Below are 21,689 nucleotides of genomic sequence, written 5' to 3' on the forward strand. Positions count from 1 at the left end.
TCTTCCGTCACGGACACGGGCGTCGACCACACGCGGATGCCGCACCGGTCCTCGGTATACAGGGACCTGACGTCCACACCCCGGGGAGCTGCCCGCCCATGACCACCCGCTCCGCGCCCGACCGGCTGCTGTCCGTGCTCAGCGCCTTCGACCACGAGCACCCGGCGCTGTCCCTCACGGACATCAGCCGGCGGGCCGGGCTGACCCTCACCACCACGCACCGCCTCGTGGGCGCCCTCGCCCGATGGGGCGCCCTTGAGCGGGACGAGGCCGGCGTCTACCACGTGGGCCTCAGACTGTGGGAGGTCGCGGCGCTCGCCCCGCGCGGGCTGGCGCTGCGGCAGATCGCGCTGCCGTATCTGGAGGACCTGTACGAAGCGACGCACGAGAACGTGCAGTTGGCGGTACGGGACGGCGGCGAGGTCGTCTACATCGAGTGGCTGTCGGGCCGTTCGGCGGTCGGGGTGCACATCCGGGTCGGCGCCCGCTGGCCGCTGCACGCCACGGGCGTCGGCCTCGCCCTGCTCGCACACGGCGACCCCATGCTCCAGCAGGACTACTGCGAGGGCCCGTTGGCCGCCTTCACCCCCCACACCATCACCGACCCGGCCCAGTTGCGCCGCGTCCTGGCCGAAGTCCGGCGCGCGGGCGTGGCGGTGAGCAGTCGTCAGGTCACCGACGACGCCCTGTCCGTGGCGGCCCCGGTGCGCGGTCCGGGCGGCGCGGTGATCGCCGCGGTGTCGGTCGTGGTCCCCCACGTCGACGCCCAGGTACCGGTGCTGGTGCCCGCGGTGCGGCTGGCGGCGCGGGGCATCTCCCGGGCGCTGGGCTGGCAGCCGGAGCAGCGGCGCTGAGTCCGGGTACACGACTGCGCGTCCTTACCTGAATCTCAGACGGCAGGCCCCTGTTTCAAAGAACAAACCCATACAGAAGATGCACGATGCACGCGCATCATCGATCACTTCCTGGTCGTGTCAGAGAGGCGTGCCGTGGGTGTTCCGCACATATCGAATCCGTCCGAGCAGGGCGGCCGGCAGTCGCCGTCGTGGTCCCGACGCGGGATCCTCACCGCGCTCGGGGCTGTCCCGGCCGCCGCACTGACCGGTTGCAGCGGCTCCGCGGACGCCTCGTCGACGACGACCAGGGCGAGCGCGAGCGCGTCGACGAAGGCGGCCACGAAGGCCGTCGTCACCGTCACCCCCGCCGACGGTACGCGGCACGCCGACTTCGCCGCCCCCGTCGAGGTCACCGTCACCGACGGCACCCTCGCCTCCGTCACGGCCACCGGCGACGGCGGCGGGCTGGCCGGGACCCTCAACGAGGCCCGTACGAAGTGGACCTCCACCGGGAACCCGTACTCCGGGACGACATACAAGGTGTCGGCGCAGGTCACCGGTGCCGCCACGCAGACCGCGGCCTTCACCACCGCCTCACCGTCCGCGACCTTCGTCGGGTACTTCACTCCGGAGGCCGATTCCACCTCCGGCGTCGGCATGCCGGTGTCGATCAACTTCACGGAGGCGGTCACCGACCGGGCCGCGGTCCAGCAGGCGATCACGGTGACCGCCGAGCCGGCCGTGGAGGTGGTCGGGCACTGGTTCAGCGACACCCGGCTCGACTTCCGGCCCGAGGCCTACTGGGCCGCCGGTACGAAGATCACGCTCGGGCTGCGGCTCAAGGACGTCCAGGGCGCGGACGGGGTCTACGGCACCCAGTCCAAGGACGTCACCTTCCACATCGGCCGCGAGCAGATCAGTACCGTCGACCTGGCGGCGAAGACCATGACCGTACGGCGGGACGGCAGGGCCACGGCCAGCTATCCCGTCTCCGGCGGCGACGCCGAGCACACCACCTGGTCCGGGATCATGGTGATCAGCGAGCGGTTCAAGCAGACGCGGATGGAGTCCTCGACGGTCGGGCTCGGCGACGAGTACGACATCTCCGACGTCCCGCACGCCCAGCGCCTGACCACCTCCGGCACCTTCGTGCACGGCAACTACTGGGCCTCGGCCTCGGTGTTCGGGAGCAGCAACACCAGTCACGGCTGCGTGGGACTGCACGACACGAAGGGCGCGAACGACACCTCCGTACCGGGCTACGAGTTCTACGACAGCTCCATGCTCGGGGACGTGGTGGTCGTCCAGAACTCGGGTGAGGTGACGGTCGATCCGGCCAACGGGCTCAACGGCTGGAACCTGTCCTGGGCGGACTGGAAGGCGGGCAGCGCGCTCTAGGGCCGTGCAGCCCTATCACATTCATGTCTTCATCGGGTGAACTCACCTGTGACGGAAGGAAATTCTGGGTTTCACCTCTTGACGGCCGGAGGGAGCAAGAGCACATTGGGCGCACCCTGAGAGCGCTCTCAAAGGCTCTTGGAAGCACCCGCGCACCCCCACTCCGTACCCGAAGAGGCACCCATGAGGGACACTTCAGGCACTTCGCTCACTTCAGGCCCGCCCGTCAGACGCGGCCCGCTCCGGCGCGCGCTCGTCGCCGTCGGCGCCGTCCTCAGCCTCGCGGCAGCCGCCGTGTCGGTGGCCCAGGCGGACGCGCCGACGCCGCCGACCGGCTGGACGCAGGTCTTCCTCGACGACTTCAACGGCACCGCCGGGACCGGCGTCTCCACCACCAACTGGCAGTACGCGACCGGGACTTCGTATCCCGGCGGCCCCGCGAACTGGGGCACCGGCGAGATCGAGACGATGACGAACAGCACGACCAACGTCTCACTCGACGGCAGCGGCAACCTCCGGATCACCCCGGTGCGCAACTCCGCCGGCAACTGGACCTCGGGCCGCATCGAGACCAACCGCACCGACTTCCAGCCCCCGGCCGGCGGCAAACTGCGCGTCGAGGCCCGCCTCCAGGTGCCGAACGTCACCGGTGCGTCCGCCCTCGGTTACTGGCCTGCGTTCTGGATGCTCGGGGCGCCCTACCGGGGCAACTTCCAGAACTGGCCGAGCGTCGGCGAGCTGGACATCATGGAGAACACCCAGGGCCGCGACACCGTGTGGGCCACCATGCACTGCGGCACCAGTCCGGGCGGCCCGTGCAACGAGACGACCGGCATCGGCAGCTCCAGGTCCTGCCCCGGCACGGCCTGTACCGCCGCCTTCCACACCTACAGCATGGAGTGGGACCGTTCGGTGAGTCCGGAGGCGATCCGCTTCTACGTCGACGGCACCAACTACCACACGGTGACCGCGAACCAGGTCGACGCGACGACCTGGGCGAACGCCACGAACCACGGCTTCTTCATCATCCTGAACGTGGCGATGGGCGGCGCCTTCCCGGCGGCGTTCGGCGGCGGCCCGGACGCGGGCACGGTCTCCGGGCGCCCGATGGTCGTCGACTACGTGCAGGTGCTCCAGTCGACCACCGGCGGCGGCACGACCACGCCTCCGCCGACCGGCACCCGGGACGCGTACGCGGCCATCCAGGCCGAGTCCTACAACAGCCAGTCGGGTACCAGCACGGAGACCACCACCGACACCGGCGGCGGGCAGAACATCGGCTCGCTCGCCAACGGCGACTGGGCGCTCTACCAGGGCGTCAACTTCGGCTCCACGGCCGCCACCCAGTTCGTCGGCAGGGTCGCGAGCGGCGCCAACTCGGGCGTGAGCGGGCTGGTCGAGGTGCGCCTCGACAGCCGTACGAGCACACCGATCGGCCGCTTCGAGGTGGGCAACACGGGCGGCTGGCAGAGCTGGCGCACGCTCCAGGTGAACATGAGCGCGGTCACGGGCACCCATGACGTCTACCTGACCTTCACCAGCGGCCAGGCACAGGAGTTCGTGAACGTGAACTGGTTCAACTTCGGCCACTGAGGCGGTCGTTGACGGTCCTTGTTTGAGCTTTACCGAGGGGCGGACCAACAGGTCCGCCCCTTCAGGCCTTCTCGCCCTTCAGCGCAGCTCCGCCCGGAACGCCACCGGCGCGGTCCCGGTGTGCAGTTGGAAGAACTTGGAGAAGTTCGCCGCGTCCGGAAAACCGACCGCGACACCGACGCGCCCTATCGGCAGGGATGTGTGGGCCAGCAGACGCTTGGCCTCCAGGACCACCCGCTTGTCGATGAAGCCCTTGGGCGTCTCACCGGTAGCGGCGCGCACCGCGCGGACGAGGGTGCGACGGGAGTAACCAAGGGCGTCGGCGTACGCGCTGACGCTGTGGTTGGTGGCGAAGCCCTTCTCCACCGCGTCCCTGAAGAGGGTGAACGTGGTGTCGGTCTGCCCACGCGCCGCCTCCGCGGAACTCGCGGCCAGATGGGACAGACGCAGCAGGAACGCAGTGAGTGAGTGACGCAGCACCGAGGTGTGCAGGCCGATCGGGAGGGTGGCGGTGTCCTCGTACTCGCGGCCCAGTTGGGCCAGGGCCGCGCGCAGGCCCGCGAGTTGGGGCCCGTCCGGGCGCAGCAGCGGGGGCAGGTCGTAGCGGTAGAGGCCGGTCGCCTCGACCGTGGCCCGGGGCAGGAAACCGGGCTGCATGGTGAGGACGGTGCCGTGGTACCCGCTGGTGCGGGAGAAGCGGTGGACCTGACCCGGGCGGATCCACAGCAGGTCGCCCGCTGTCGCCTCGTATTCGGCGAAGTCGACCATGTGGGTGACCGGGCCGTCGTCGAACAGCATCACGACGTGGAAGTCGATGCGGTGGACGCGTTCCAGCGGGGCGTCCTCGTGCCAGGTGCGGTCGGGTGACATCGGGCCGACCTGCATGCCCACGCCCAGGACGCTCAGATCGACCGGGAAGGGAAACGTCCTGATGCCGTCTCCGTCTTGGAGGGTGTCCTGGGTGGTGTCCTGGATGGTGTCTTGGATGGTTCTGTCCGCCATGTCCTTCTCTTGCCGTCCGGTCCCCGCCGTCCGTGTCCCACATTCACCAAAGGGTGACACACCGGCACCTGGCCCCGTAAAAGTCAGACTTTTAAGTTTGAACACGTCCGAGCAGTTCATCCCCCTCTATCGAGGACTTCTTGAAGATGAGTACGCAGACATCCGACAGCCTTCAGTGGACCGATCTCGACCAGCGTGCCGTCGACACGGCCCGCATACTCGCGGCCGATGCCGTACAGAAGGTCGGCAACGGCCACCCCGGCACCGCGATGAGCCTGGCCCCCGCCGCGTACACGATCTTTCAGAAGGTGATGCGACACGACCCCGCGGACCCCGAGTGGACGGGCCGTGACCGCTTCGTCCTCTCCCCCGGCCACACCTCGCTGACCCTGTACACCCAGTTGTTCCTGTCCGGGTACGAGCTGGAGCTGGACGACCTCAAGGCGTTCCGCACGCACGGTTCGAAGACACCGGGCCACCCCGAGTACGGCCACACGGCCGGCGTCGAGACCACCACCGGCCCGCTCGGGCAGGGCGTCGCCAACGCGGTCGGCATGGCGATGGCCGCCCGCTACGAGCGCGGCCTCTTCGACCCCGAGGCGCCGGAGGGCGAGTCGCCCTTCGACCACACCGTCTGGGGCATCGTCTCGGACGGCGACCTGGAGGAGGGCATCTCCGCCGAGGCCTCCTCACTGGCCGGCCACCAGAAGCTCGGCAACCTCGTCTTCGTCTACGACGACAACCACATCTCCATCGAGGGCGACACGGCGACGGCGTTCTCCGAGGACGTGCTGAAGCGGTACGAGGCGTACGGCTGGCACGTGCAGCGGATCGAGCCCGAACTCGGCGGCGACATCGACGTACGCGCGCTGTACACGGCGCTCAGGGAGGCGCGGGCCGAGACGGCGCGCCCCTCGATCATCGCGATGCGCACGATCATCGCCTGGCCCGCCCCGAACGCCCAGAACACCGAGGCCGCTCACGGCTCCGCCCTCGGCGCCGACGAGATCGCGGCCACCAAGCGACTCCTCGGCTTCGACCCGGAGCAGACCTTCGAGGTCGCAGACGTAGTCCTCGCCCACGCCCGCCAGGCCCTCGACCGGGGCGCGGAGGCACACGCGGCCTGGGACAAGCGGCTCGCCGAGTGGCGCACCGCGCAGCCCGAGCGGGCAAAGCTGTTCGACCGGGTCGTGGCAGGTCAGCTGCCCGAGGGCTGGGAGGACGCCCTCCCGGTGTTCGAGGAGGGCGCGTCCGTCGCCACCCGCGCGGCCTCCGGCAAGGTGCTCCAGGCCCTGGGCCCGGTCCTGCCCGAACTGTGGGGCGGCTCCGCCGACCTGGCCGGCTCGAACAACACGACCATCGACAAGACATCCTCCTTCCTCCCCAAGGGCAACCCGCTGCCGGAGGCGGACCCTTACGGCCGTACCGTCCACTTCGGTATCCGCGAGCACTCGATGGCCGCCGAGATGAACGGCATCGCCCTGCACGGCAACACCCGTATCTACGGCGGCACCTTCCTGGTCTTCTCCGACTACATGCGTAACGCCGTACGCCTGTCGGCGCTGATGCAACTGCCGGTGACGTACGTGTGGACGCACGACTCCATCGGCCTCGGTGAGGACGGCCCCACCCACCAGCCGGTCGAACACCTGGCCTCCCTGCGCGCCATCCCGGGCCTGAACATCGTGCGCCCGGCCGACGCCAACGAGACGTCCGTCGCCTGGGCCGAGATCCTCAAGCGGCACGCCACGAACCCGGCCCCGCACGGCCTCGCGCTCACCCGGCAGGGTGTACCGACGTACGCCAGGAACGAGGACGCCGCGAAGGGCGGTTACGTCCTGCGGGACGCCTCCACCGGCACCCCGGACGTCGTCCTGATCGCCACCGGCTCCGAGGTCCAGCTCGCTGTCGCCGCACGTGAGGCGCTGGAGTCTGAGGGTGTGGGTACGCGGGTGGTGTCGATGCCGTCCGTGGAGTGGTTCGAGGAGCAGTCGGCCGAGTACCGCGCGAGTGTCCTTCCGCCGTCCGTGAAGGCACGCGTGGCGGTCGAGGCGGGCATCGGTCTGACCTGGTACCGCTACGTCGGTGACGCAGGACGCATCGTCTCCCTCGAACACTTCGGCGCCTCCGCCGACGCCAAGACCCTGTTCGCCGAGTACGGCTTCACCGCCGAGAACGTGGCCGAGGCCGCGCGGGCCGCGCTCAATTCAACTACCGGCCTCTCCGCCGCCCGCGGTTGATCCGAACGCCAGAAAGAAGATGATCACAGTGACCACCGAAACAACCACCACCGCGGGAACACTCAAGCGCCTCTCCGACGAGGGCGTCTCGATCTGGCTGGACGACCTCTCCCGGGGGCGCATCACCTCCGGCAACCTCGCCGAACTCGTCGACACCAAGCACGTGGTCGGCGTGACCACGAACCCCTCGATCTTCCAGGCAGCCATCGGCTCCGGCGAGGGGTACGAGGAGCAGCTCGCCGACCTGGCCGTGCGCGGCGTCACGGTCGACGAGGCCGTACGGATGATGACCACCGCCGACGTACGGGCCGCCGCCGACATCCTGCGCCCGGTGTACGACGCCACGGCGGGCCGGGACGGCCGCGTCTCGATCGAGGTCGACCCGCGTCTCGCCCACGAGACGGCGGCGACGATCGCCGAGGCCAAACAGCTGGCCTGGCTGGTCGACCGGCCCAACGTGATGATCAAGATCCCGGCGACGCGGGCGGGCCTGCCTGCGATCACCGAGGTCATCGGCCTCGGGATCAGCGTCAACGTCACGCTGATCTTCTCCCTGGAGCGCTACCGCGAGGTCATGACCGCCTATCTGGCCGGCCTGGAGAAGGCACAGGCCGCGGGTATCGACCTGGCGACCATCCACTCCGTCGCCTCCTTCTTCGTCTCCCGCGTCGACTCCGAGATCGACAAGCGCCTGACGGTGCTCGGCACGAACGAGGCCCTCGCACTCAAAGGCAGGGCGGCGCTGGCCAATGCGCGACTCGCGTACGAGGCGTACGAGGAGGTCTTCGAGGGCGACCGCTGGACCGCCCTGGGCGGCGCCCACGCCAACAAGCAGCGTCCGCTGTGGGCCTCGACCGGAGTGAAGGACCCCGCGTACAAGGACACCCTGTACGTCGACGAGCTGGTCGCGCCCGGCACCGTCAACACGATGCCCGAGGCCACCCTCGACGCGACTGCCGACCACGGCGACATCCACGGCGACGCGGTGAGCGGCGGTTACGCCCAGGCCCGCGCCGATCTCGCGGCCGTCGAGGGGCTCGGGATCTCGTACGACGAGGTCGTGCAGCTGCTGGAGGACGAGGGCGTCGCGAAGTTCGAGATCGCCTGGAACGACCTGCTGAACGCCGTCACGAAGTCGCTGGACAGCAAGGGAGTTGACGGGGAATGAGCGACGAATCGACCCTGACGGCGGACTTCGAAGGGGACCTCGGCAGCGAGGGCGAGTGGAACAACCCGCTGCGCGACCCCGGCGACCGCCGTCTCCCCCTGATCGCGGGCCCGTCAGGGCTCGTCATCTTCGGGGTGACCGGTGACCTGTCCCGCAAGAAGCTGATGCCGGCCGTCTACGACCTGGCCAACCGGGGCCTGCTCCCGCCGGGCTTCTCACTCGTCGGGTTCGCCCGCCGGGACTGGGAGGACGAGGACTTCGCACAGATCGTCCACGACTCGGTGCGCGAACACGCCCGTACGGAGTTCCGCGAGGAGGTCTGGCAGCAGCTCGCGGAGGGGATGCGGTTCATCCCCGGCGACTTCGACGACGACGCGGCGTTCAAGCAGTTGCGCGCGGCCGTCGAGGAGCTGGACGCGTCCCGGGGTACGAGTGGCAACTACGCCTTCTACCTCTCCGTACCGCCGAAGTTCTTCCCCAAGGTCGTCCAGCAGCTGAAGAAGCACGGGCTGGCGAACGCGCCTGAAGGTTCCTGGCGGCGCGGGGTGATCGAGAAGCCGTTCGGGCACAACCTGAAGAGCGCGCGTGAGCTGAACCGCGTCCTGCACGATGTGTTCGACCCGGAGCAGGTCTTCCGGATCGACCACTACCTGGGGAAGGAGACCGTCCAGAACATCCTGGCGCTCCGTTTCGCCAACCAGATGTACGAGCCGATCTGGAACCGGTCGTATGTCGACCACGTCCAGATCACGATGGCCGAGGACATCGGTATCGGCGGCCGGGCCGGCTACTACGACGGCATCGGGTCGGCGCGCGATGTGATCCAGAATCATCTGCTCCAGCTGATGGCCCTGACGGCCATGGAGGAGCCGATCGCCTTCGACGCCGAATCGCTGCTGACCGAGAAGCTCAAGGTCCTGAAGTCGGTGAAGTTGCCCGAACACCTGGGCGAGCACACCGTGCGCGGACAGTACGCGGCGGGCTGGCAGGGCGGCGAGCAGGTGTCCGGCTACCTCGAAGAGGACGGCATCGACCCGCAGTCCAGCACGGACACGTACGCGGCCGTCAAGCTGGAGGTCGACAACCGCCGTTGGGCGGGCGTCCCCTTCTATCTGCGGACCGGCAAGCGGCTCGGGCGGCGTGTCACGGAGATCGCGGTCGTCTTCCAGCGCGCCCCGCACTCGCCGTTCGACTCGACGGCCACGGAGGAGCTCGGCGCCAACGCGATCGTCATCCGCGTCCAGCCCGACGAGGGCATGACCGTGCGCTTCGGTTCCAAGGTCCCGGGTACCTCGATGGAGATCAGGGACGTCACGATGGACTTCGCCTACGGCGAGTCCTTCACGGAGTCCAGCCCGGAGGCGTACGAACGGCTCATCCTGGACGTCCTGCTCGGCGACGCCAATTTGTTCCCCCGTCACCAGGAAGTGGAAGAGTCCTGGAAGATCCTCGACCCGATCGAGGAGTACTGGGGCACGCACGGCAGGCCCGCGCAGTACTCCTCGGGCAGTTGGGGCCCGGAGGAAGCCGACGAGATGCTCGCACGAGACGGACGGAGCTGGCGCAGGCCATGAAAATCGACCTCACCGACACCACGGCAAGCAAAATCAACAAGGCACTGGTGAAGGGGCGGCGCGCCATCGGCACCCCTGCCGTGGGCATGGTCCTGACGATGGTGATCGTCACGGACGAGGAGAACGCCTACGACTCGATCAAGGCGGCCGAGGATGCCTCGCACGAGCATCCCGCGCGCACCCTGGTCGTCATCAAGCGGCACGCCCGCAGCCCGCGCGACCGCACCAAGTCCCACCTCGACGCCGAAGTACGGGTGGGCGCGGACGCCGGCACCGGCGAGACGGTCATTCTGCGGACGTACGGCGAGGTGTCCGACCACGCCGACTCGGTGGTCCTGCCGCTGCTGCTGCCGGACGCGCCGGTCGTCGTCTGGTGGCCGGTGGACGCCCCCGAGGTGCCCGCCAAGGACCCGCTGGGCGCGCTGGCCCAGCGCAGGATCACCGACATGTACGCGGTCGAGAAGCCGCTCATCGCCCTGGAGGCCCGGGTGCGCTCGTACGCGCCCGGCGACACCGACCTGGCGTGGACGCGTCTCACCCCGTGGCGCTCGATGCTGGCCGCGGCCCTCGACCAGGCCCGCACGAAGATCATCTCGGCGGCCGTCGAGAGCGAGGCCGACAACCCGAGCGCCGAACTGCTGGCCCGCTGGCTCGGCGCCCGCCTGGAGGTGAAGGTCGACCGCGTCGTCACCGCGGGGCCGGTCGTCACGGCCGTCCGCCTCGGCACCGACAAGGGCGAGATCGTCATCGACCGCCCCGAGGGCCCGCTCGCCACGCTCACCCTGCCGGGCCAGCCCTCCCGCACGCTCGCGCTGAAGGTGCGCCCCACCTCCGAACTCATCGCCGAGGAACTGCGCCGCCTCGACGCCGACGAGATGTACGCGGTCGCCCTGCGGGGCGACGGCACCAAGGAGACCCCCCGCCATGTCTGACTCCCCCAAGCTCACTCTGCGCCCCGAGTGGACCGCACTGGAGGACCACCGCGCCGGTGCTCTCTCCGAGCCGCAGTTGCGTGAGCTGTTCGCCGCCGATCCCGGGCGCGCGGAGCGGTACGTCGTGCGGGTGGGTGACCTGCACATCGACTACTCCAAGCAGCTGATCACGGACGAGACCCTCGCCCTCCTCCAGGAACTCGCCACCGCCACCGATGTGTTCGGGCTGCGGGACGCCACGTTCCGGGGCGAGAGGATCAACATCACCGAGGACCGTGCGGTGCTGCACACCGCGCTGCGGGCACCGCGGGACGCGGTGATCGAGGTCGACGGGGAGAACGTCGTACCGGCCGTGCACGCGGTCCTGGACAGGATGGCCGGCTTCGCGGACCGGGTGCGGTCCGGTGAGTGGACCGGGTACACCGGTCGGCGTATCAAGAACGTCGTCAACATCGGCATCGGCGGCTCGGACCTCGGTCCCGCGATGGCGTACGAGGCGCTGCGGGCGTTCACGGCACGGGAGTTGACGTTCCGGTTCGTGTCGAACGTCGACGGTGCGGATCTGCACGAGGCGGTGCGGGACCTGGATCCGGCGGAGACGCTGTTCATCGTCGCGTCGAAGACGTTCACGACGATCGAGACGATCACGAACGCGACCTCGGCCCGTTCCTGGCTCCTTGCGGGTCTGGGCGGCGACGACAAGGCGGTCGCCAGGCACTTCGTGGCGCTGTCGACGAACTCCGGGAAGGTGTCGGACTTCGGCATCGACACGGACAACATGTTCGAGTTCTGGGACTGGGTCGGCGGACGGTACTCGTACGACTCGGCGATCGGGCTGTCACTGATGATCGCGATCGGGCCGGAGCGGTTCCGGGAGATGCTGGACGGCTTCGCGCTGGTCGACGACCACTTCCGCACGGCTCCGGCGGAAGCCAACGCACCTTTGCTGCTGGGCCTGTTGGGCATCTGGTACGGGAACTTCTTCGGTGCGCAGTCGCACGCCGTGCTGCCCTACTCGCACTATCTGTCCAAGTTCACCGCGTACTTGCAGCAGCTGGACATGGAGTCCAACGGCAAGTCGGTCGACCGCGACGGCAACCCGGTGGAGTGGGAGACCGGGCCGGTCGTGTGGGGCACACCCGGCACGAACGGGCAGCACGCCTACTACCAGTTGATCCACCAGGGGACGAAGCTGATCCCGGCGGACTTCATCGGCTTCGCCGAGCCGGTCGCCGAGCTGAGCGACGAACTCAAGGGCCAGCACGACCTGTTGATGGCCAACTTCTTCGCGCAGACCCAGGCACTGGCCTTCGGCAAGACGCCGGAGGAAGTGCGGGCGGAGGGGGTGCCCGAGGAACTGGTCGCCCACAAGACGTTCCGGGGCAACCACCCCACGACGACCGTCCTCGCGCGTGAGCTGACTCCCTCCGTGCTCGGCCAGTTGATCGCGCTGTACGAGCACAAGGTGTTCGTCCAGGGCGCCGTCTGGAACATCGACTCCTTCGACCAGTGGGGCGTCGAGCTGGGCAAGGTCCTCGCCAAGCGCGTCGAGCCCGCGCTCACCACGGGTGCCGCCGTCCCCGGCCTCGACTCCTCCACCGCCGCCCTCGTGGCCACGTACCGCGCTCTTCGTGACGCTCAGGAAGTGAACTGACATGCAGATTGGTCTGATCGGTCTCGGCAAGATGGGCGGCAACATGCGCGAGCGCATCCGCCGTTCCGGCCACACCGTCATCGGCTACGACCGCAACCCCGAGGTCTCCGACGTGAGCAGCCTCGCCGAGCTGGTCGACAAGCTCGAAGCGCCGCGCGTGGTCTGGGTGATGGTCCCGGCCGGCGCCGCCACCCAGTCCGTCGTCGACGAGCTCGGCGGTCTGCTGGAGGCGAACGACACGGTCGTCGACGGCGGCAACTCCCGCTGGACGGACGACGAGAAGCACGCCGAGGAACTGGGCACCAAGGGCATCGGCTTCGTCGACGCCGGTGTCTCCGGCGGTGTATGGGGGCTGCAGAACGGCTACGCCCTGATGGTCGGCGGCGACAAGGAGCACGTCGAGCGGCTCCACCCGATCTTCGAGGCACTGAAGCCCGAGGGCCCGTACGGCTATGTCCACGCGGGCAAGGTGGGCGCCGGGCACTTCTCGAAGATGGTCCACAACGGCATCGAGTACGCGATGATGCAGGCCTACGCCGAGGGCTGGGAGCTCCTGGAGAAGGTCGACTCCGTCACGGATGTGCGCGAGGTCTTCCGGTCCTGGCAGGACGGCACGGTCATCCGCTCCTGGCTCCTCGACCTGGCGGTCAACGCCCTCGACGAGGACGAGCACCTGGAGCGGCTGCGCGGGTTCGCTCAGGACTCCGGCGAGGGCCGGTGGACGGTCGAGGCGGCCGTCGACAACTCCGTGCCGCTGCCCGCGATCACGGCCTCCCTCTTCGCCCGGTTCGCGTCCCGGCAGGACGACTCCCCGCAGATGAAGATGATCGCGGCGCTGCGCAACCAGTTCGGCGGTCACGCCGTCGAGTCCAAGGAGTAGGAACCCGTGGGTGACCTTCTTCTGGTCCGCCATGGCGAGACGGAGTGGAGCGCGTCGGGACAGCACACCAGCTGGACCGACCTGCCCCTCACCCCGCACGGTGAGGAGCAGGCCAAGTCCCTCGCTCCGCTCCTCGCCGGACGGACCTTCGCACGCGTACTGACCAGCCCCCTCACCCGCGCGGTGCGCACCGCCGAACTCGCGGGCCTGTCCGGGACGTCGGCCGATCCGGATCTGCACGAGTGGGACTACGGCGGGTACGAGGGTGTGACGACCGACGAGATCCATCGCACCCGGCCCGACTGGTACCTGTTCACGGACGGCGTGGCGCCCGGTCCGGAAGGGCACCCGGGCGAGTCGCCCGACGAGGTGGGCCGGCGCGCGGACCGCGTCCTGGCCCACGTCGAGGACGCTCTCGGGGAGGGTGACGTGGTCCTCGTGGCGCACGGGCACTTCCTGCGCGTGCTGACGGCCCGCTACCTCGGGCTGCCGCCCTCCTACGGCCGGCTGTTCCAGCTCGCCACGGGCACGGTCAGCACGCTCTCCACGGAGCACGACCGTCCGGTGGTCGCGGAGTGGAACACCCGCTGGCAGGCGGGGAGTTGAGCCGCCTGCTGGGCTTGGGCGACTGAAGTGGCGATCGGGTCCGGGGCATTGTCCCCGGACCCGATTGACATGTGTGTCCGAGGCGCGTCAGAGTCCCCCCGATGGAGATCAACGATCTGACGGCGGCCGAAGAGCGCGTGTGGCGGGCCTTCCCCAGGGGCGAGCCCGTGGACTTCCGCGAGGGTGAGGCCGAGGCCGACAACCCTGCCACCGGCTCCGGCTGGGGACCGGAGCGGACCGTACGCGCCTCGGTGCTGAGGGCCCTGCTGCTCAGCACCCCGCAGCTGGACGGCGAGATCCCCAGGCTCAGGCTGTCGGGAGTCCGCATCACCGGGCAGCTGAACCTCATGTACGCGGTGGTGGACCACCCGCTTCATCTGCGGCACTGCCACTTCGACGAGTCCCCCGACTTCTACGGCTCCCGGCTGCGTCAGCTGAATCTGCGCAGCTCGGTGCTCCCGGCCGTCAGCCTCGCCAGTACCCGGATCGACGGCCCACTGCGGATGACGGACTGCCGGGTGCACGGGCCGGTGAAGCTGGCCGGGTCGCAGATAGCGGGCGCGCTCTTCATGGACGGGGCCGAACTCACCACGTCCGATCCGTCCGTGCCGGTGCTCCAGCTCCATCAGTCCGTCCTCAGCGACGGCTTCGCGGCACCCGGGCTGCGGGTGCGGGGCGAGATGCGGCTGGACGGTGCCACGGTGGGCGGGTCGATCGCCCTGGACGACGCCGACCTGAGCAACCCCGGCGGCCATGCGCTGTGCGCGCGGTCTCTCGAAGTGCGGGCCGACGTACGGGCGCGGAACCTGCGTACCCAGGGAGGCATCGACCTGCGCGGCTCCCGGATCGCGGGCTCTCTCGACTTCACGCGCGCGCGGCTGTCCAACCCCGGCGGTACGGCCCTGCGGGCCAGCAGTTGCACCATCGGTGAGTTGTGGCTGTACCGGTGCGAGCCCATCGAGGGCCGGCTGCATCTGCGCCGCTCCCGGATCGACGTACTGGGCTTCGAGTCGGAGGTCGCACCGGGCGAGGTGCTCTTCAACAACCTCAGCTACACGGCGCTCAATCCGCACGAGCCGACCCACCGTCGCCTGCCTTTGCTGGAGCGCGACGGCGACGGCTATGTCCCCTACGCCTACGAGCAGTTGGCCGCCGCCTACCGGCATGTCGGCGACGAGGGCGCGGCCCGCCGGGTCCAGCTCGCCAAGCTGCGCCGGCACCGGGCCACCCTGCCCTGGCTCGGCCGGACCTGGGGCCACCTCCAGGACACCACCGTCGGCTACGGCTTCCGCCCGCTGCGCGCCGCCGTCTGGCTGCTGTCGCTGCTGGCGGCGGGCTCGATCGCGTTCGCCCTGCACCACCCGGGCCCGCTCAAGGCCGACGAGGCCCCAGAGTTCAACCCGGTCTTCTTCACCCTCGACCTGCTCCTCCCGGTGATCTCCTTCGGCCAGGAGGGGGCGTTCGCGCCCAAGGGCGGGTACCAGTTCCTGTCGTACGTCCTCATCCTGACCGGCTGGATCCTGGCCACGACCGTCATCGCCGGTGTGAGCAGGAGCGTCGCCCGGCAGTGAGTCCGGCCTTGGACCATGCGCTGTCGAGCTGTCCGCCGATATTGTCCGGCGCCGTGTCAATCACGGGATGGCGAGTGCACTCCACTCGCCGGGAGCGGGCGTGGCCACGCGAGGCGACGGAGGTCATGCGGGAGTTCAGTGCCCTGTTCGCCCGTCTCGATCAGGGGGTCCTCGCCGTGGAACACGTGGAACACGCAGGCTGCTCATGCCCGTTCGTGGTGCGTGGCTCGGCATCTGAAGTCCTCTGTGTGCCGTGGGACACCGGCCGTAGCGGTCGGCGCCCCACGTCGGATGCGCAGGGCGTGGTCAGGACCGCAGCAGGTCCGCGGCGGCGAGACTGAGTACGCCGTCGTGCCATTTCAGGCCGCGCAGGTCGCGGACGACGACGGGGGCGTCGGTGGCCAGTCCGCGCCGGCCGACTCCGATGACGGTTGCGCCCGCTGCGGCTCCGGCCTTCGCCCCCGCGGTACTGTCCTCGAAGACAACAGTCCGCGCCGGGGCGAAGCCCAGCTTCTTGGCCGCCGTGCGGTAGCCGTCGGGGGCCGGTTTGCCGTGGCTGACGTCGTCCGCGGTGATGAGTACGGGTGGAGTGGGTAGTCCCGCCGCTTTGAGGCGGGCCCGGGCCAGGGCGGTGACTCCGGAGGTCACCACCGCCCACCGCTCGCGCGGCAGGCCGGCGAGGAAGTCGAGGGCGCCGGGGAGCGCTGTGGTGGTGGCCGCGGCCTCGACCTCCAGGCGGTCGATCGAGGCGAGTGCGGCCGGTCGCTCCTTCGGGTCGGTCACCAGGAGTGCGACGGTGTCGGCCGAACGGCGGCCGTGCACCATGGCGGTCACCTGCTCCGGCGGCAGGTCGCGGTCGCGTGCCCATTGGCTCCATGCCTGGTCGACACCGTGGTCGGAGTCGACCAGGACACCGTCGTTGTCGAAGAGCAGGCCCTCGCAGAGGATGTCGAGCACGGTGGGCGGGTGGGGCTGTGCGGTCATGGATCGTCCCTTCAGGCCACGGGGCGGTTGCGGTAGCGGCCGACCAGTTCACGGGCGGCGCTCTGCATACGGACAGGTGGAAGCCCCTGAGCGAGGAGGGTCAGGTCGTCGAGGACCATGTCGCCGATGGTCCGGAAGGCTTCCGGGATGCCGCCCGCCCGGTGGGCGGACAGCACGAGACCCTCGAGAGCACGGGCCGGGTCGTCGGCGGCGACCGGTTCGTCCGGCCACACGTCGATGCCCGCGAGCAGGCGTCCCCGCGCGACCTGGGCGAGGAGTGCCGGGTAGTCGACGACCGGGGCGCGGCTGACCAGGACGAGGCGGGCGCCGTCGGGCAGCAGATCGAGTTCGCGTTCCCCGATCAGGTGGCGGCTGTCGTCCGTGACAGTGGCCAGCACGAACACGAAGCGGCTGCGGGACAGGGTCTCGTCCAGTGAGGCAGGCAGCACACCGTGTTCGTGCAGGACGCCGGGCGGCAGCCAGGGGTCGTACACGCGGATGGTGGGCCGGAAGGGGGCGAGGAGCCGGTTGAGGCTGCGGCCGAGGTTGCCGAAGCCGACCAGGCCCACATCGGAGCCTTGCAGCAGTACGGCGTCGGCGTTGCCGTCGGAGACGTACCGCTCCCGTCCGGCGCGGAAGGCGCGGTCCTCACGGCTGATGCCCCGGGCAAGGTCGAGGGCGAGTCCGAGGGAGTACTCGGCGACCGCCTGTGCGTAGGCGGGTCCGCAGCCCAGGACGTGGATTCCGCGCTCGAAACAGGTCGCGTAGTCGACGTTGGGGAAGAAGTTGCCTTCGACGTTCATAAGAGCGCGCAACCTGCCCGCGCGGGCGAGCCGCCCGGCCGGCAGGTCGGGCTGTCCGACGATCGCGAAGGCGTCGGGCAGAACCTCCTCAAGTGCTTCTTCGGAGGGATCCTTCTCCAGGTCCACCACGGTGAAGCGGTCGCGGAGCGACTCCAGGGTGGCGGCGGTGAAGATGCGGTCCGTGCGCTGTGGGGTGGGGCGCAGGACCACCACGGGCTTGGGGGTGGGGGACGGGGTGCTCACAGAACTCCTTGCGTGCGTACGGGTATCGGCTCGCCCGCCGGTCGCAGCTCGGCGCTCTTGGCGCCGGTGACCAGGGCGACGATCGGAGGCACTCTCGAAGTCAGCATCCCGGATGCGCATGAACCACGGCCTGCGCGAGCGACTCCAGGGTGCACTCGCCCGGACGGATACGGCGATGTGCTGGGCGGCGACCACGGCGATCTGGCGGCGTGGTTCAGCCCCTCCCCGGCCACGGCACCCGCCGGTGGAGAATTCGAGGTCACTCGACTGGTGGCTTCGTTCGTGATGATCCCGGGCCGTTCCGTACGCGAGCACGGCCCGTACAGACAGTCTCGCTGAGCGGGACGTCGCCACCACCGCCTGCCGGGGCGCCCCGCTGCTTCAGCGCATGCCGGACGCCCCGTTCACGGTCAGCCGAGGGCGAGTACTACGCCAAGCTGGAACGCGGCAACCTCGCCGGCGTCTCACCCGCGGTGCTCGAATCGGTCGCCCGCGCGCTCCAGCTCGACGACGCCGAACGGGCCCACCTGCTTCACCTGGCCCAGGCTCAGGAGGGCTCCGACACACTCGCTCGTCCCAGGTCACGTTCCGGCCGGCAGCGGGCCTTGCCCAAGAGCCTGCAGTGGACGCTGGACGTCGTCACCGCCGGACCCGCGCTCGTCACCAACGGCCGCCAGGACCTGCTCGCCGCCAACCCGCTCGGCCGCGCCTTCTTCACCGACCTCTACGACAGCGACACCCAGCCGCCCAACATGGCCCGCTTCCAGTTCCTCGACCCGGCCGCACGCCGCTTCTACCCGGACTGGGAGCACATCGCCGACATGACCGTGGACGTGCTGCGCACCGAGGCCGGCCGCAACCCGCACGACAAAGGCCTCCACGACCTGGTGGGCGAACTCTCCACCCGCAGCGACGCCTTCCGCACCCGCTGGGGCGCCCACAACGTCCGCCGTCACGGCACCGGCGTCAAACGCTTCCATCACCCGCTCGTCGGCGAACTCACCCTCACCTGGCACGGCTCGGCCGTGGACGACGAACCCGGTCTCACCCTCCTCATCTACACGGCCGAACCAGGCTCACCCTCCGAAGAAGCCCTGCGCCTGCTCGCCTCCTGGGCCGCGTCCCAGGGCGGCGCCTCCCCTGCCGATCGCCTCTGACGCCACCGACGCCCGGCCCCACCCGTCAGGACCGGGTACCGCGGACCCGGCCTGCCGGACGGCGCGGCCACTGCACTCCCGGTGGAGCAGACTGCGGGCCGGAAGTGATGATCGGCTACGGTGAAAAACCCTCGCGCCAATGTCAGATGCAGCTCTGGCGTGACGCGAAATCAGCAAGGAGTGGCCGCGGATCGGGGAGTCGCCCGAACAGCCGCAGCCTCAGTCCATAACAGCGGTAACTCGTATCAGCGCAGCGGGCGTTGTGCGTGCTGTGCGGCGAGCCTCACCGGTGCGTTCTGGGCGCCGTAACCCTGGTAGTCGCCGTCACGCTGGACCAGTTCGAAGAAGACGCGGCCCACGGTCTGCGTGTAGCAGTGCCTGAACTCGCCCTGGGCGTCCCGGTCGTAGAGGATGCCGAGTTCGCGGTAGGTCGCCAACTCGCCCTCGGTGAACTCGTATCGGGCCGCCAGGTCGTCGTAGTAGTTCGCGGGCATCGGCAGCAGTCTGCCGCCCGCTGCCCGGAAGCGCCGGGCGGCGGTGACGACGTCGTCGGTGGCCAGCGCGATGTGCTGGGCGCGGGTCTCGTCCTCGGTGGGCGCGGGGCCGACGGCGAGCGCTATCCGTACGCTGCCGACGGAGTTGGTGACGGCGCGGCTGCGGAAGAGCCCGTACGGATCGGCGACGTCGACACTCTCCTGGCCGTGCAGCCCGAGCACGCTGCGGTGGAAGAGGGCCGCTTCGTCGAAGTGGTGCCAGGGCTGGGTGAGGGCCAGGTGGTCGATGCGATCGACGCCGCCCCCGACGTCCCCGACGGTCCCGATGGCCTCGAAGTCGGTGCGCCAGTTGGGGAGTTCGGGGCGGTGCGTGGCGCAGAAGAAGAGTTCGGTGCCGTCGGGGGCGGCGACCGCGTCGAGCGGGGCGTCCTCGGGGGCGCGGCGGCGGGGCAGGACCGGGGCGAGGAGGGCCTCGGCGCGGCGGGCGGCACCTGTCGGGTCCGGTGATTCCAGACCGACGGCGGCGAGTCCGGCGCCGTCACGGCGTGCGGCCGGGCCGGTGTTGACGAGGATGCGGGCCTCGCCGCACTCCCATAGGTCGACGGGCTTGCTGCGGTGGCGCGCCGTACGGCTGAGGCCGAGGGCGCCGAGGACCGCCGCGACCGGTTCGGCGTCGGGGGTGACGAGTTCGGCGAAGGCGATGCCGGTGGGGACGACGGGTTCGGGCAGCCGGGCGAGGCCGACGCTTTCCTGGAGGACGAGGAGGGAGCGTCGGGCGTCGACGGCGGTGGGTCCGGCCTCGGCCTGTCGGAAGACGTCGTTGAAGACTTCCAGGGAGAGCGGACCGTCGTAGCCGGCTCGCACGACGTGCTGGAGAAGCCCTGCGATGTCGAAGCCGCCCTGCCCCGGGAAGCAGCGGTAGTGGCGGCTCCACTGCAGCACGTCCATGGCGAGCAGCGGGGCGTCGGCCAACTGGAGGAAGAAGATCTTCTCGCCGGGGATGTCCGCAATGCCTTCGAGGTCCTTGGGTTCCGAGCCCCGGGAGAGGATGTGGAAGCTGTCGAGGCAGGTGCCGAGCGCGGGATGATCGGCGGCCTCGACGATGCTCCAGGCGTGGTCGTACGTGTTGACGTGCCGCCCCCACGCGAGCGCCTCGTAGGCGACGCGGACGCCGAAGTCCTGGGCCAGGTCCGCCAGGCGGCTCAGTTGGGCGGCGGCGAGCGTGTCGTCGTCGAGGGCGAGCGGGGAGACGCTGGAGCAGACGAGGACGGTGTCGGTGCCGAGCCGCCCCATCAGCTCGAACTTGTGCCGGGCGCGGCGCAGGTTGCGGGCGAACTCGTCCTCGGGCACGGCCTCGATGTCGCGCATCGGCTGGTAGAGGTCGATGGTGAGACCGAGGTCGGCGCAGCGGGCGCGGATCTCCTCGGGGGTGAGAGGGCTGGCGAGCAGGTCGTTCTCGAAGATCTCGACCCCGTCGAAGCCGGCCCGGGAGGCGGCCGTGAGCTTCTCGGTCAGGGAGCCGCTGAGCGACACGGTGGCGATGGACGTACGCACGTCGGTACCTCTGCCTTCTCTCTACTTCTACTTCGGCGCCGGTAGCGCGACTTCTACTTCGGCGCCGGTAGCGCGCCCGCCAGTTCCGCGATGTCCGCCAGCATGCGCGCGGTGTCGGGTTCCCGGCCGGTGAAGAGCCGGAACGCGTCCGCGGCCTGGAAGACAGCCATGCCGCCGCCGTCGAGCGTGGCGCAGCCGATCGCCCTGGCCGTGCGCAGCAGCTCGGTCTCCAGCGGGCGGTAGACCACCTCGGCGACCCAGAGGCCGGGATGCAGCAGTTCGGCGGGAATGGGCAGGCCAGGATGGGTCGCCATACCGGTGGGCGTCGCGTGCACCAAGCCATCGATGGCGCTGACGCCGTCGGCCCCGCCGATCAGCGCCCCCAGCCGGTCGGGCGTCGCAGCGCTCGCCCGGCCGGCGCCGAAGTGCCGGTTGAGGGACGCGGCGAGGTCGGCGGCGCGATCGGGCAGCGCGTCGACGACGGTGACCTGACCGGCGCCAAGGGTGAGCGTGGCATGCGCGACGGCCGCGCCCGCCCCACCGGCCCCGAGCTGTACGACCCGGTCCAGCGGGGCGTCGGGCAGTCCGCGGGCGAAGGACGCGGCGAAGCCGGTCACGTCGGTGTTGTGGCCGATCGCACGACCGTCCTCGAAGACCACGGTGTTGACGGCGCCGAGCGCCTCGGCCTGCGCATCGAGGCCGTCGAGGTGTTCGATGACGAGCTGCTTGCACGGGTGGGTGATGTTCAAGCCGTCGAATCCGAGGTCGCGGGCGGCCCGTACGAGATCGCCCACCGCGTGCGCCTCGACGCCCAGCGTGTCGATGTCGATCAGCCGGTACAGATAGCGCAGCCCCTGCCGGTCGGCTTCCCGCTCGTGCAGCTCGGGGCTCAGCGACGGACCGATGCCGGAGCCGATGAGCCCGACGAGAAACGAGTCCTTGGCCACGGCCGACCTCCACTAATGTACGAACTAGTACGTTAGCTATATCAGCATGACCG

General features: G+C 69.9%; 17 protein-coding genes. 12 read left to right on the forward strand and 5 right to left on the reverse strand.

The window, feature by feature from the left end; genetic code table 11:
• Positions 1 to 98 precede the first annotated feature (98 nt).
• From OG734_RS06880 to OG734_RS06890, 3 genes are all read left to right on the forward strand, one after another.
• Entirely contained in the window at positions 99 to 854 is a 756-nt protein-coding gene (locus OG734_RS06880) for an IclR family transcriptional regulator (RefSeq protein WP_330286570.1), read from the forward strand.
• A 135-nt stretch (positions 855 to 989) separates the two neighbouring features.
• Positions 990 to 2,234, forward strand: coding sequence for a L,D-transpeptidase (locus OG734_RS06885; protein WP_330293589.1), 1,245 nt, complete (start codon positions 990 to 992; stop codon positions 2,232 to 2,234).
• Positions 2,235 to 2,417: 183 nt separating this feature from the next.
• A complete protein-coding gene (locus tag OG734_RS06890) occupies positions 2,418 to 3,827 on the forward strand; it encodes a glycoside hydrolase family 16 protein (protein WP_330286571.1) in 1,410 nt (469 codons plus the stop codon).
• Positions 3,828 to 3,905: 78 nt separating this feature from the next.
• Here the strand turns inward: OG734_RS06890 and OG734_RS06895 are convergent, their stop codons facing one another.
• On the reverse strand, positions 3,906 to 4,829 hold the full coding sequence (locus OG734_RS06895) for a helix-turn-helix domain-containing protein (RefSeq protein WP_330286572.1): 924 nt from the start codon (positions 4,827 to 4,829) through the stop codon (positions 3,906 to 3,908).
• Between the two features lie 146 nt (positions 4,830 to 4,975).
• On the opposite strand from OG734_RS06895, the gene tkt reads away from it, so the two are divergent.
• The 8 genes from tkt (at position 4,976) to OG734_RS06935 (ending at position 15,454) form a co-directional block, all read left to right on the forward strand.
• Positions 4,976 to 7,069, forward strand: coding sequence for a transketolase (gene tkt / locus OG734_RS06900; RefSeq protein WP_330286573.1), 2,094 nt, complete (start codon positions 4,976 to 4,978; stop codon positions 7,067 to 7,069).
• A 19-nt stretch (positions 7,070 to 7,088) separates the two neighbouring features.
• The gene (gene tal, locus OG734_RS06905; RefSeq protein WP_330286574.1) at positions 7,089 to 8,237 is read left to right on the forward strand and encodes a transaldolase; all 1,149 of its coding nucleotides are present in this window, start codon (positions 7,089 to 7,091) and stop codon (positions 8,235 to 8,237) included.
• A complete protein-coding gene (gene zwf / locus OG734_RS06910) occupies positions 8,234 to 9,811 on the forward strand; it encodes a glucose-6-phosphate dehydrogenase (RefSeq protein WP_330286575.1) in 1,578 nt (525 codons plus the stop codon). Before tal ends, zwf begins: the two co-directional genes overlap by 4 nt.
• Positions 9,808 to 10,743 carry a glucose-6-phosphate dehydrogenase assembly protein OpcA gene (opcA, locus tag OG734_RS06915; RefSeq protein WP_330286576.1) on the forward strand — a complete coding sequence of 312 codons (936 nt, stop codon included), beginning with the start codon at positions 9,808 to 9,810 and terminating at the stop codon, positions 10,741 to 10,743. Before zwf ends, opcA begins: the two co-directional genes overlap by 4 nt.
• Positions 10,736 to 12,397, forward strand: coding sequence for a glucose-6-phosphate isomerase (gene pgi, locus OG734_RS06920; protein WP_330286577.1), 1,662 nt, complete (start codon positions 10,736 to 10,738; stop codon positions 12,395 to 12,397). The genes opcA and pgi overlap by 8 nt, the downstream gene beginning before the upstream one ends.
• Position 12,398: 1 nt before the next feature.
• A complete protein-coding gene (gene gnd / locus OG734_RS06925; RefSeq protein ID WP_330286578.1) occupies positions 12,399 to 13,277 on the forward strand; it encodes a phosphogluconate dehydrogenase (NAD(+)-dependent, decarboxylating) in 879 nt (292 codons plus the stop codon).
• A 6-nt stretch (positions 13,278 to 13,283) separates the two neighbouring features.
• Positions 13,284 to 13,883, forward strand: a complete 600-nt coding sequence (locus OG734_RS06930) for a histidine phosphatase family protein (protein ID WP_330286579.1) — start codon at positions 13,284 to 13,286, stop codon at positions 13,881 to 13,883.
• A 101-nt stretch (positions 13,884 to 13,984) separates the two neighbouring features.
• Positions 13,985 to 15,454 carry a membrane-associated oxidoreductase gene (locus tag OG734_RS06935; RefSeq protein WP_330286580.1) on the forward strand — a complete coding sequence of 490 codons (1,470 nt, stop codon included), beginning with the start codon at positions 13,985 to 13,987 and terminating at the stop codon, positions 15,452 to 15,454.
• A gap of 306 nt (positions 15,455 to 15,760) precedes the next feature.
• Here OG734_RS06935 and OG734_RS06940 read toward each other — a convergent pair whose 3' ends face one another.
• Positions 15,761 to 16,438, reverse strand: a complete 678-nt coding sequence (locus OG734_RS06940) for an HAD-IA family hydrolase (protein ID WP_330286581.1) — start codon at positions 16,436 to 16,438, stop codon at positions 15,761 to 15,763.
• A gap of 11 nt (positions 16,439 to 16,449) precedes the next feature.
• Positions 16,450 to 17,484 carry a hydroxyacid dehydrogenase gene (locus tag OG734_RS06945; protein ID WP_330286582.1) on the reverse strand — a complete coding sequence of 345 codons (1,035 nt, stop codon included), beginning with the start codon at positions 17,482 to 17,484 and terminating at the stop codon, positions 16,450 to 16,452.
• A gap of 335 nt (positions 17,485 to 17,819) precedes the next feature.
• Here OG734_RS06945 and OG734_RS06950 point away from each other — a divergent pair, with 335 nt between their 5' ends.
• Positions 17,820 to 18,641: a helix-turn-helix transcriptional regulator gene (locus OG734_RS06950; protein WP_443065069.1), complete on the forward strand. Its 822-nt coding sequence runs from the start codon at positions 17,820 to 17,822 to the stop codon at positions 18,639 to 18,641.
• 245 nt (positions 18,642 to 18,886) lie between these two features.
• On the opposite strand, the gene OG734_RS06955 is transcribed toward OG734_RS06950, so the two are convergent.
• Both OG734_RS06955 and OG734_RS06960 read right to left on the reverse strand, forming a co-directional pair.
• On the reverse strand, positions 18,887 to 20,689 hold the full coding sequence (locus OG734_RS06955; RefSeq protein WP_330286583.1) for a bifunctional sugar phosphate isomerase/epimerase/4-hydroxyphenylpyruvate dioxygenase family protein: 1,803 nt from the start codon (positions 20,687 to 20,689) through the stop codon (positions 18,887 to 18,889).
• 53 nt (positions 20,690 to 20,742) lie between these two features.
• Positions 20,743 to 21,636, reverse strand: coding sequence for a shikimate dehydrogenase (locus OG734_RS06960; protein ID WP_330286584.1), 894 nt, complete (start codon positions 21,634 to 21,636; stop codon positions 20,743 to 20,745).
• Positions 21,637 to 21,689: the final 53 nt, after the last annotated feature.

Source organism: Streptomyces sp. NBC_00576 (assembly GCF_036345175.1).
GTDB lineage: Bacteria > Actinomycetota > Actinomycetes > Streptomycetales > Streptomycetaceae > Streptomyces.